At 48.1% G+C, this 12584-nt stretch carries 5 protein-coding genes and 1 pseudogene; 5 read left to right on the forward strand and 1 reads right to left on the reverse strand.

What is annotated here, in order from left to right; all coding sequences use genetic code 11:
- The first annotated feature begins 86 nt into the window (after window positions 1-86).
- From hsdM to mcrC, 5 genes are all read left to right on the forward strand, one after another.
- Window positions 87-1676 carry a type I restriction-modification system methyltransferase gene (gene hsdM / locus C0K55_RS07690; protein WP_105266353.1) on the forward strand — a complete coding sequence of 530 codons (1590 nt, stop codon included), beginning with the start codon at window positions 87-89 and terminating at the stop codon, window positions 1674-1676.
- A complete protein-coding gene (locus C0K55_RS07695) occupies window positions 1673-3022 on the forward strand; it encodes a restriction endonuclease subunit S (RefSeq protein WP_105266352.1) in 1350 nt (449 codons plus the stop codon). Before hsdM ends, C0K55_RS07695 begins: the two co-directional genes overlap by 4 nt.
- A gap of 227 nt (window positions 3023-3249) precedes the next feature.
- Window positions 3250-3591, forward strand: a complete 342-nt coding sequence (symE, locus tag C0K55_RS07700; RefSeq protein ID WP_046076301.1) for an endoribonuclease SymE — start codon at window positions 3250-3252, stop codon at window positions 3589-3591.
- Window positions 3592-3752: 161 nt separating this feature from the next.
- Window positions 3753-5132: a 5-methylcytosine-specific restriction endonuclease subunit McrB gene (gene mcrB, locus C0K55_RS07705; protein ID WP_061091159.1), complete on the forward strand. Its 1380-nt coding sequence runs from the start codon at window positions 3753-3755 to the stop codon at window positions 5130-5132.
- A complete protein-coding gene (gene mcrC / locus C0K55_RS07710) occupies window positions 5132-6178 on the forward strand; it encodes a 5-methylcytosine-specific restriction endonuclease system specificity protein McrC (protein ID WP_072274951.1) in 1047 nt (348 codons plus the stop codon). Before mcrB ends, mcrC begins: the two co-directional genes overlap by 1 nt.
- A 56-nt stretch (window positions 6179-6234) precedes the next feature.
- Here the strand turns inward: mcrC and C0K55_RS07715 are convergent.
- Window positions 6235-12579: pseudogene (locus tag C0K55_RS07715) on the reverse strand (DEAD/DEAH box helicase).
- Window positions 12580-12584 lie beyond the last annotated feature (5 nt).

Genomic DNA, 12584 nt, shown 5'->3' on the forward strand with positions numbered 1-12584 from the left:
GAATGATTTTGTGTATATTACCCCCGGCAATTTCTTTTTCTGCGGCCCCGAACATGCGGGCCGCTGCTTAATTTACGGAACTCACAATGAACAATAACGATCTGGTCGCGAAGCTGTGGAAGCTGTGCGACAACCTGCGCGATGGCGGCGTTTCCTATCAAAACTACGTCAATGAACTCGCCTCGCTGCTGTTTTTGAAAATGTGTAAAGAGACCGGACAGGAAGCCGATTACCTGCCGGAAGGCTACCGCTGGGATGACCTGAAATCGCGCATCGGCCAGGAGCAGTTGCAGTTCTACCGTAACCTGCTGGTACATCTGGGCGCCGACAATCAAAAGCTGGTGCAGGCGGTATTCCAGAACGTCAACACAACCATTACCCAGCCAAAACAGTTGACCGAGCTGGTCAGCAATATGGATTCACTGGACTGGTACAACGGTGCGCACGGTAAGTCGCGCGATGACTTCGGCGATATGTACGAAGGGCTGTTGCAGAAGAACGCGAATGAAACCAAGTCTGGTGCGGGCCAGTACTTCACCCCGCGTCCGCTGATTAAAACCATTATTCATCTGCTGAAACCGCAGCCGCGTGAAGTGGTGCAGGATCCGGCAGCAGGTACGGCGGGCTTTTTGATTGAAGCCGACCGCTACGTTAAGTCGCAAACCAATGATCTGGACGACCTTGATGGCGACACGCAGGATTTCCAGATCCACCGCGCGTTTATCGGCCTCGAACTGGTGCCCGGCACCCGTCGTCTGGCACTGATGAACTGCCTGCTGCACGATATTGAAGGCAACCTCGACCACGGCGGCGCAATCCGTCTGGGCAACACTCTGGGTAGCGACGGTGAAAACCTGCCGAAGGCGCATATTGTCGCCACTAACCCGCCGTTTGGCAGCGCCGCAGGCACCAACATTACCCGCACCTTTGTTCACCCGACCAGTAACAAACAGTTGTGCTTTATGCAGCATATTATCGAAACGCTGCACCCCGGCGGTCGTGCTGCGGTGGTGGTGCCGGATAACGTGCTGTTTGAAGGCGGCAAAGGCACCGACATTCGTCGTGACCTGATGGATAAGTGTCATCTGCACACCATTCTGCGTCTGCCGACCGGTATTTTTTACGCGCAGGGCGTGAAGACCAACGTGCTGTTCTTCACCAAAGGCACGGTGGCGAACCCGAATCAGGATAAGAACTGTACCGACGACGTGTGGGTGTACGACCTGCGTACCAATATGCCGAGCTTCGGCAAGCGCACGCCGTTTACCGACGAGCATCTGCAGCCGTTTGAGCGCGTGTATGGCGAAGACCCGCACGGCTTAAGCCCGCGCACTGAAGGGGAATGGAGTTTTAACGCTGAAGAGACGGAAGTTGCCGACAGCGAAGAGAACAAAAATACCGACCAGCACCTGGCCACCAGCCGCTGGCGCAAGTTCAGCCGCGAGTGGATCCGCACCGCGAAATCCGATTCGCTGGATATCTCCTGGCTGAAAGATAAAGACAGCATTGATGCCGACAGCCTGCCGGAGCCGGATGTATTAGCGGCAGAAGCGATGGGCGAACTGGTACAGGCGCTGGGTGAACTGGATGCGCTGATGCGTGAACTGGGAGCGAGCGATGAGGCCGATTTGCAGCGTCAGTTACTGGAAGAAGCGTTTGGTGGGGTGAAGGAATGAGTGCGGGGAAATTGCCAGAGGGGTGGGTTGAAACCTACCTTTCTGAAATATGTAGTAAACCACAATATGGTTATACAACTAAGTCGAGCCCTACAGGTAATGTAAAATTTTTAAGAACTACAGATATTACTAAAGGTACTGTGGATTGGTCCACTGTACCTTATTGTTTGCAAAATCCTGATGATATACTTAAATATCAGCTTCAAGATCGAGATATTGTTATATCCCGGGCTGGTTCCGTAGGTTTTAGTTTTTTAGTAAAAAATCCACCGAATAATGTCGTCTTTGCTTCGTACCTGATCAGATTTAAACCTTTTGATAATATTTCAGAGCTTTACTTGAAGCGTTTTTTAGAGTCCGGCAACTATTGGGTTCAGCTTGCCTCTATGTCGGCTGGAAATGCATTACAAAATGTAAATGCTCAAAAATTATCCACTCTTATAGTACCAATTCCTCCACTTGCCGAACAAAAAATCATCGCTGAAAAACTCGATACGCTGCTGGCGCAAGTAGACAGCACCAAAGCACGTCTTGAGCAAATCCCACAAATCCTGAAACGTTTTCGTCAGGCGGTGCTATCTAGTGCTGTTAGCGGTAAGTTAATTGACAAAAGCTTCGAAAATAAATCAGAAAAGCTCAATTCGTTTGTATCTATAGATATTGGTAATGCGTTCAAAAGCTCAGAGTTTAGTGATGAAGGCGTTCCATTACTCCGAGGACAAAATATAGAACCCGGAGCATTACGTTGGGATGACACAAAAAAATTCCCAATAGATAAACTTCAAAAATATTCTCATTTATTTATTAATGAGGGCGATATTATATTAGCAATGGATCGCCCAATAATATCAAGCGGGTTAAAAATAGCTAAAGCCAAAAAAAGTGATCTTCCTTGCGTTCTGGTTCAACGAGTTGCCAGATTTAAAGATTTCGAAAATCTAATTCCTGACTATCTGTATTTGTTATTGAATGATGTGTCTTTTATTAATTATATTCAACCAAATCAGACTGGTAGCGACATTCCGCATATCAGTGGAAAACAAATTTTAAACTTTGAGTGTAATGTCCCCTCTATCCCCGAACAACGCGAAATCGTTCGCCGCGTCGAGCAACTCTTCGCCTACGCCGACACCATAGAAAAACAGGTCAACAACGCCTTAGCCCGCGTCAACAACCTGACGCAATCCATCCTGGCAAAAGCGTTCCGTGGTGAACTTACCGCCCAATGGCGGGCCGAAAACCCGGAATTAATCAGCGGAGAAAACAGCGCTGCCGCGTTGCTGGAAAAAATCAAAGCTGAACGCGCAGCCAGCGGGGGTAAAAAAGCCTCGCGTAAAAAATCCTGATCATTATTTTCTGGCGCACCTTTCCGGTGCGCTTTTTATTATTTCACGCCAATCATAACTCACATAAATATATTTAAATCATTCCAGAAATTGTCCATTTCATTCTATTTTTAGCTGGACTTTCCCTGTATTTACTGATGATATATCCAGGTATTTAGCGCGGTGCGGATGTGCGCCAACACACCCGCACCGCTCATCACAATCACTATTTTCAAGGAATAGCAGTTATGACTGACACGCATTCTATTGCACAACCGTTCGAAGCAGAAGTCTCCCCGGCAAATAACCGTCAATTAACCGTGAGTTATGCGAGTCGCTACCCGGATTACAGCCGTATTCCCGCCATCACCCTGAAAGGTCAGTGGCTGGAAGCCGCCGGTTTTGCCACCGGCACGGCGGTAGATGTCAAAGTGATGGAAGGCTGTATTGTCCTCACCGCCCAACCACCCGCCACCGAAGAGAGCGAACTGATGCAGTCGCTGCGCCAGGTGTGCAAACTGTCGGCGCGTAAACAAAAGCAGGTGCGGGAGTTTATTGGGGTGATTGCCGGTAAACAGAAAGTCGCGTAACAGCGTTTACTCCCGGTTATCCACCGGGAGCCTTCCACTGACTCAATAGAAACTTTCCCCCTCAGTAAATATTTACCCACCACCTTTTGCAGTAAAAATCTATTGTTTCAGTACGTTGCGAAAGAGATAATAGAGACTTAGCAATGAGGAAGGCATATCTTATGGAATCAATTCAACCCTGGATTGAAAAATTTATTGAGCAAGCACAGCAACAAAGTTCGCAATCCACTAAAGATTATCCACCGTCTTACCGTAACCTGCGAGTAAAAGTGGGTTTTGGTTATGGTAATTTTACATCTATTCCCTGGTTTGCATTTCTGGGAGAAGGTCAGGAAGTTTCTAACGGTATATATCCCGTTATTCTATATTATAAAGATTTTGATGAGTTAGTTTTGGCTTATGGTATAAGTGACGCGAATAAACCACATGCCCAATGGCGGTTTTCTTCAGAAATACCTAAAACAATCGCAGAGTATTTCCAGACAACTTCTGGTGTATATCCTAAAAAATACGGACAGTCCTATTACGCCTGTGCCCAAAAAGTCTCACAGGGTATTGATTACTCTCAGTTTGCCTCTATGCTGGACAACATAATCAGCGACTATAAATTAATATTTAATTCTGGCGAGAGGGTTATTCCACCCATGTCAAAAACTGAATCATACTGTCTGGAAGATGCGTTAAATGATTTGTTTATCCCTGAAACCACGATAGAGACGATACTCAAACGATTAACCATCAAAAAAAATATTATCCTCCAGGGGCCGCCCGGAGTTGGAAAAACCTTTGTCGCACGCCGTCTGGCTTATCTGCTGACAGGAGAAAAGGCTCCGCAACGCGTCAATATGGTTCAGTTCCATCAATCTTATAGCTATGAGGATTTTATACAGGGCTATCGTCCGAATGGCGTCGGCTTCCAACGTAAAGACGGTATATTTTACAATTTTTGTCAGCAAGCTAAAAAGCAGCCAGAGAAAAAGTATGTTTTTATTATAGATGAAATCAATCGTGCCAATCTCAGTAAAGTATTTGGCGAAGTGATGATGTTAATGGAACATGATAAACGAGGTGAAAACTGGTCTGTTCCCTTAACCTACTCCGAAAACGATGAAGAACGATTCTATGTCCCGGAGAATGTTTATATCATCGGTTTAATGAATACTGCCGATCGCTCTCTGGCCGTTGTTGATTATGCCCTACGCAGACGATTTTCTTTCATAGATATTGAGCCAGGTTTTGATACACCACAGTTCCGTAATTTTTTACTGAATAAAAAAGCAGAACCTTCATTTGTTGAATCTTTATGCCAAAAAATGAACGAGTTAAACCAGGAAATCAGCAAAGAGGCCACTATCCTTGGGAAAGGGTTCCGCATTGGGCATAGTTACTTCTGCTCCGGGCTAGAAGATGGCACATCTCCTGATACGCAATGGCTTAAGGAAATTGTGATGACGGATATCGCCCCTTTACTCGAAGAATATTTCTTTGATGCCCCCTATAAACAACAGATATGGACCGACAAATTATTAGGTGACTCATAGTGGAGCAGCCCGTGATACCTGTTCGTAATATCTATTACATGCTTACCTATGCATGGGGTTATTTACAGGAAATTAAGCAGGCAAACCTTGAAGCCATACCCGGTAACAATCTTCTTGATATCCTGGGGTATGTATTAAATAAAGGGGTTTTACAGCTTTCACGCCGAGGGCTTGAGCTTGATTACAATCCTAATACCGAGATCATTCCTGGCATCAAAGGCCGAATAGAGTTTGCTAAAACAATACGCGGCTTCCATCTTAATCATGGGAAAACCGTCAGTACTTTTGATATGCTTAATGAAGACACGCTGGCTAACCGAATTATAAAAAGCACATTAGCTATATTAATCAAGCATGAAAAGTTAAATTCAACCATCAGAGATGAAGCTCGTTCACTTTATAGAAAGTTACCGGGCATTAGCACTCTTCATTTAACTCCGCAGCATTTCAGCTATCTGAACGGCGGAAAGAACACGCGTTATTATAAATTCGTTATCAGTGTCTGCAAGTTCATCGTCAGTAATTCTATTCCTGGCCAAAACAAAGGACATTACCGTTTCTATGATTTTGAAAGAAACGAAAAAGAGATGTCATTACTTTATCAAAAATTTCTTTTTGAATTTTGCCGCCGTGAATTAACGTCTGCAAACACAACCCGCTCTTATTTAAAATGGGATGCATCAAGCATAACGGATCAGTCACTTAATTTGTTACCCAGAATGGAAACTGACATCACCATTCGCTCATCAGAGAAAATACTTATCGTAGACGCAAAATACTATAAGAGCATTTTTTCACGACGAATGGGTTCAGAAAAATTTCATTCTCAAAATCTTTATCAACTGATGAGTTACTTATGGTCGTTAAAGCCTGAAAATGGCGCAAAAATAGGTGGGTTATTAATATATCCCCACGTAGACACCGCAGTGAAGCATCGTTATAAAATTAATGGCTTCGATATTGGCTTGTGTACCGTCAATTTAGGTCAGGAATGGCCGTGTATACATCAAGAATTACTCGATATTTTCGATGAATATCTCAAATAAGCGGTAAGTTTTATAGCGAATACCGCTCCCGACACGACGTCGGGAGCGACTCATCATCAGGAGGCGATCACCTCCACCAGTACATCCGTTGCCCAGCTCTCTTCGCTGTTGACCACATTCCCTTCCTGACAGGCCTGAGCCATTTTGACTAACTGGAAAGAAACGTCATCGCGGAAGTCAAAGTAATGCCATTTCGATGAAAAGTTGATGCGCCAGTAGCCCATCCCCTGATCGAAACGGATCTTCAATACCTGACCATCCTAAAAAGTCACCGTCAGTTTACGATGGTGAGGGATATCGCGCGGCGAGTCAAACACCGTCAGTTCTACCGGCCTGCCCAGCGCAGCAGCAAACCACTGATCAGCGAAATCCTGAAAATCCACTATGCTCATCCAGTCATGGAAAGGCCGGTTACCGGGGCGATCTTTATCTTTAAACAGCGTATCCAACGCCACTTCAGCGCCATCGGTCAGCGTTGTTTTTAGCGGTTTCAGAATTGCCCCCAACAACGCCAACGCAACCGGGTTTTGCAGATAGCGATCGGTATAGTGAACGCCGGTAATTCGCGTGTTTTTCACCAGCGACTGCGCTTCTTCATGGTCGTTAAACAGCACGTCCCAGAAGCGTTGCCCGAACTGCGACAGTGGTCCATTCAACTGTTTGTGGATCTGAATGTCTTTGACCCGCTCGACAGCGTTGGCGGCTTTAGCGGGCAGAATAAACTCGCTCAGTTCTACCGTTTTATAACCGAGGCTACGCACCACCAGTTCGTCATTCAGGTGCCACTCCGGCCCCGGAATCGTTGCCTGCTGGCTGCGAGAGGCCAGCGTCATCACGCGATCGGCAAAGGTAACCTGGGCAACAATCGGTAATTGCAGATCCTGTTCAACATGGCACAGTCGCACACCCAGCGCAGTAAATTGCGATAGTTCATGCAACAGGTCCGGGTCATCCACTCCCGCAGGAATAACAAGATCGACCTCGACGTTGTCTTTTAGCCGATAGTTCTGAATAGCCGCACGGAACTGACGGGCATATAAATCCCACTCATTGGGCGCGCCGGTCATCCATAGGGTGAGCTTTTCAGCGCCTTCGTTAATCGCCCGGCGAATCGTATCGCCAATAGCGCCAGGGCAGTAGCGGGCATCCGGCAACGAGAATGTCTCTTCATCCGGTAAACCGATGTAATACGTGAAGTCATCGCCAAGCCAGGCCAGCGCCGCTTTGCGATCCAGCAAATCATGATCATGGCGGGTCTGGGAATCAAGCAGGCATTCACTGCATGCAGTATCACAATGACGGCAGCCTAACTGTTTCACCATTCCCTGCAAAATAGCTTCAATGTGTACCGGTGCGCTGGAGGCAAAACCGGCACCACCGCTGATCACATCATAAAGCTGTACGGCTAATACCGATTGCCCATCCTCCAGTCTGACCGGACGTACAGAATAGCCGAGTTCTGCGGAGGAGATCCCCAGAACGCCCGCCAGCGCCTGACGCAGAGCAACCGCCAGAGTCATGGCAACAATCCGCCCCTCTTCTGTGTTATCTGGCAGATACTCGCCGTTTTGCGGTTTGCGCAGAACCATTTCAAAGACATCGGTGCGCGCCAGTGCGCCCAGGGTGACGTTCTTCATGAGTGCCGTCGAACCGGGGCAAATCAGACGATGATTCTGGCTGTCGCGATCCGCTTTACCCGGACGCGGTGGATAATGAGCTTCCATACTTTTCGGTGCATCATTTTCATTCAGCATCGACTCCGCACGGCCACAGCTCAGACACAATGCATAACCGTGCCCACCTTCCCCCAGACTTTGCTGGAAAACATGCCCATCGGCACCAGAAGCCATATAACCCATTAGCGGGTTAGGCAGTGGCATAGGCTCAGCTTTAACAAAGACCCAAGCGGGGACAATCGGGACGAATTTCATGGTTTCAATATTATTCGTTACCGGTGCATGTGCATCGGTGACAAACCCGGCAGGCTGCAGCACCTGACGGCGATTATCCATGATTATTTTTTCGCCGCAGGCGCTGTTGGAGCAAAAGAGCATCCCTGAACTGCTCATCCCCTCTTCATAGCCAATGGTCCCGCATTTGTGACAACGCCAGGCGCAATCCAGACGCTGGGCTTCATTGGTATCGGCATTGATATTGTGCCAGTGCAGTGAGACACCGGCAGAGCGGAAGACTCGGCCATCAAGAATGATCTCTGCTCCCGGCGCATATTCACGAATGGCAACACCGAGGTTACGGGAAGGTAATCCTTTATAGCGGGAGACGTTATCTTCACGGTCCTTTTTATCGCGACTTTTCTGCGATTTTTCGCGGATATAATCTTCCATCGTGAAGTTATCAAACGTCACTACATCTGTCGGGAAGCCGTATCCCGGCAGGAAGGTTCTGGCAGCCAGATCGCGCAGCAGATACTCGCCACAGTGCCGTTTCTTCTCCAGCTCTATGCGCTTACGATAAGGCGTTTGCGGCTGCGACTCACGCTCCTGGGTCACGAGATCGCGATAAACGGAGAGCCACCGCTGTTGCAGGAAGGTGATCGCGTTGATTGTTTTATCCCGCAGATGTTCGGCTTTTGCGCCATGCAACGCCGTGCCTTTCACCAGCCGTTCCAGCGCCGTGTCGATATCAAGAACCGGACGCTCCAGCCAGACTTTAAAGCGTTCGCATTTTGACTGCCCGTCATCTTCACCGAAAAACCAGAGGCTATCGAGGCTGGTTTTCTCTTTATCGGTTTCGCCAATAACGTTACATAAAAAGTCGGACAGTAATAATGCATTGACGTGACGTTGCACCAGTCGGGCGGAGTTCATCGCGACCATTGGTGCAGGGATCATGGTTTCAAACGGCCAGAGCGGGTTAGCAAAAACCTGTTGGTCGTGTGGGTTACCTTTGCATAGAGTATAAGAGATCGCGCGTGATTCTTTACTACGCCCGGCTCGCCCGGCACGCTGTAAATAGTTGGCCGGATGTGGCGGTACGTTGTTCATTACCACCGCAGTAATGCCCCCGATATCAACCCCCATTTCCATGGTGGTAGAACAGTTGAGAACATTAAGTTGCCCATTCTTGAACATCTTTTCATAGCTTTGCAGGCGTTCTGAAGACTGCTGGGCAGAGTGCTCGGCAGTGCGATAGTAGAAACCGCCTTCCACGACACGATCGTTGATATCTGTCCAAACGTTTTCCGAACGCAATCGCGCGATCAGCGGCTCATTGCTGACCCAGTCGCGTGCTTTTGCCAGACCCTCTGCGTAGTCTTCCTGTGAACGATCCAACTTCCAGATTTCCGGCATGGTGACTTTCTGTGCGACAAAAGCGCCATATTGCGCCTGGGTAAGATGTTCAAACGAAATGTGGGTGGGCAGATAAGGGGTTAAACCTTTAAAAGCCGTATCCAGGATTTTATTGGTTACCGGGCAAATCCAGGCATCCGCGATTAAAGAAAAAGTCATATGCTCTTTCGGTAAATAAAAACGGTTGCCATCGGGTTTCAGTACTGCAAGCGGTCCGGTAAGTTGGGCCCATGCTTCTTTCAGCCATGTATTGATAATATCAATAGTCGCCGTATTGACGGTTTTGAATCCAGCTCCCAACATCAGCAACTTCGCTAAACGATGGGTTATGTTGCCATTACGAATTTGAGGCCAGCGTCTGTTCTGATTATCTTCAGGATCTTTTGATTCCGGGTTACGGACGAATTTTGATGAAAAACGGCTACCGATCCAGTTTTTCAGCTCATCATCCAACTGTGTGAAGTTGCTCTCACGAACGTAATGATCCAGCGTAACTTTGAGAAAATCGCGCCAGTCATCCAGCGTTAATCCTTTTTCCTGCCAGTGCAAAGGGATCTTATGTATTTTCTCCAGTCCCAGGTAACCAACCTGAACCAGCCCTTGAGTTTCCAGACTGTTAGTCCGTTTCGGGCGACGCATGAATTCCCGGAACAACATCATTTCCGAAAGCTTTAGTGGCCCGCCGTTTTCATTAAACACTTCAGGCTTAAGATAATGGTTATATTGCAGAACCGGCCCGCGGATATCGGCCCTCTCTTTAAGCTCGTTAACCATTTCTGTCCAGGTTCGGGATACCCGAGTGGTTGCTGCTTTTCCGCCGATTGCAGACTGGTAGGCCTGTTCAAGCTGCTCGGCCTGCGCTTCTGACAATTTCGCCTGGTCTGGCAATCCCCAGCTTCGATATTCTTCTGCCTGCTCACGGGCTTGCTTTACCCTGGTCGCTAACTTTTCCAAATTGGCATTAGCGTTCGGCGCGGTGGGCGTTTGCGTTCGTTGATGCCAGCTCAGAATTTCGACTACGCTTCCGCGTAAGCGACTGCGTTCTGCTTCTTGCTGCATACGCACCGCCATCCGGGCTGTCCCTTGTCGACTATCCGTAAAGGTAATGAGTCGACGTCCTCGCCCTGGCAACGAATCTGGCCCAACGCCCTCTTTGCCTTCATCACTGGTAAAGTCCTGGCAATACTCAAGAACGGTGGGCACGATGTTAGTAACGTAAAATGGCCCACCTAATAATGCACGCCGAAAGGGTTGTTTCCCGCTCATGCCTCTGTAGCCACAGCCGCTGGCGCTACAAACCTGTTCAATATCATTAATAATCAGAGGAATGCTGTCATTGTTAATAACGCCAATACGGCGCGTCTGGCGGTCGAGGCGTTGTAGGGTATAGCCTGTCTCGCTGGTCTCTCCTGCGGCAATAATCAACGGAGGCTGGAAACTGTTCTCTTTTTCGACTTTTTCCGCTGTAGTGTCATGTTCAACAGGTACTTCATCCTGCAAAGAGAATTCATCACCGCCTTTATTTTCCCATTGGACAAGTTTGCCCTTTTTGTCCCGCGCCAGAAGATGAGGCTCGTTACAATCATTACAGAACGCCAGTTCGTAGACCGGGCTTCCACAGTCGCAATTTTGTCGCTGGTTCACATATACGTAACCAAAGGGCCAGCCTTTTTCGAGCGGTGTACCGTGCTTTAATCTGCAATCTTTATCAACACAAGCCCATATTCCCTGGGTATTACGCTGGAAGATATGCGCCCTGACTTTAAGAAATGCAGGATCCTTTGCATTCGGTTGGGTCCCTGAACAGACGTCGATCCAACGCAGTACTTCCTGCTGGCTGTAATGCTGTTTTGTCAGCACGTTTAACCGCTCGGTTATCTCATCCAGCTTCATTGGATTGGGATGTTTGACCAACATCTCACGTATGTAACGCGCTTCGGGGGAATGCGTAAGCGCATAAAAGCGCTCAGGACTTATCCCTTTAATTTTATTATCATTTTTATCTTTTAGCTCCAGATCAGGTATTTGCTCTATTTCGTCTAACGGAACAGAAACGTTTTTGGATGGTTCCAGTTCAGGAATCACCCGACTTCCGTCCAGAACATCGATGCGCTCCTGCGGGATACCGGATAATTCAGAGAGAAATTTTTTCAGCTGTTTTTCAGCGTCACTGCCGGCAATGGTCGCAGAGGTCGCTACAAAGCGCACATCATCTGGCGTCACGCCAAACGCGGTCATCACACGACGCAGCTGGAGCGCCAGTTCAGCGGCCTGCGACCCTACATAAGTATGCGCTTCATCCAGTACAATCCAGCGTAGTGATTTTTGTGCTTTGGATTGCTGGATAATCGGGGCGTCGACCTGGCGAACCATCATATATTCCAGCATCGTGCCGTTGGTCACCAGAATCGGCGCAGGTTCTTCACGCATTTTTTCGCGCGAGAGCACCTCATTCGACCTTTTTGCCTGTTCGCTTTTTACCGAAGCGTGTAGGTTTTCGGTGTTGCCGTTGTAAAGGCAGTAGCGGATCCCAGTACCAAAACCACGCGTCCAGGCATCCAGACGCTCGCGCTGTGAATTAATCAGGGCGTTTAATGGATAGAGAAAAAGGGCTCGGACACCGACCAACGGATTGTTGCCATTTTCATGCAGTTCCCGGTAAAGATCTTCCAGCACCGGAACCATAAAACATTCCGTTTTACCTGAACCCGTACCACTGGTTACCACCACCGAATGTTTCTTTTCCAGCAAAGCTTTCCAACTGGCTAACTGGTGTGTAAAAGGCTTCCAGTCAGCACCAAATCGGTACCGGCCATTACTCTGATCATCCAGTGAATCAACCACTGCTTTGCTCAACAATGCGTTGCCTTCCGTCAGACTGCGCATCGTGTGGTTTGACTCCTTCCAGCCAAACATTTGCTGGAATACCGGAGAAGCAAGGAATGAGCCCGTTTTCCCGCAATCAGCCCCCATTTGCTGCGCGAGATGTTCACGCAACTGCGGGTTTGTAACACCCATGATACTGAGCGTTGCTTCAGTTGAACGAGACAACGATTGTTCAATAAGTGACGAAAAATAGCGTGTAGTCATCCTTA

Origin of the sequence: Escherichia sp. MOD1-EC6098, assembly GCF_002965865.1 — a bacterium.
GTDB classification, from domain to species: domain Bacteria; phylum Pseudomonadota; class Gammaproteobacteria; order Enterobacterales; family Enterobacteriaceae; genus Escherichia; species Escherichia marmotae.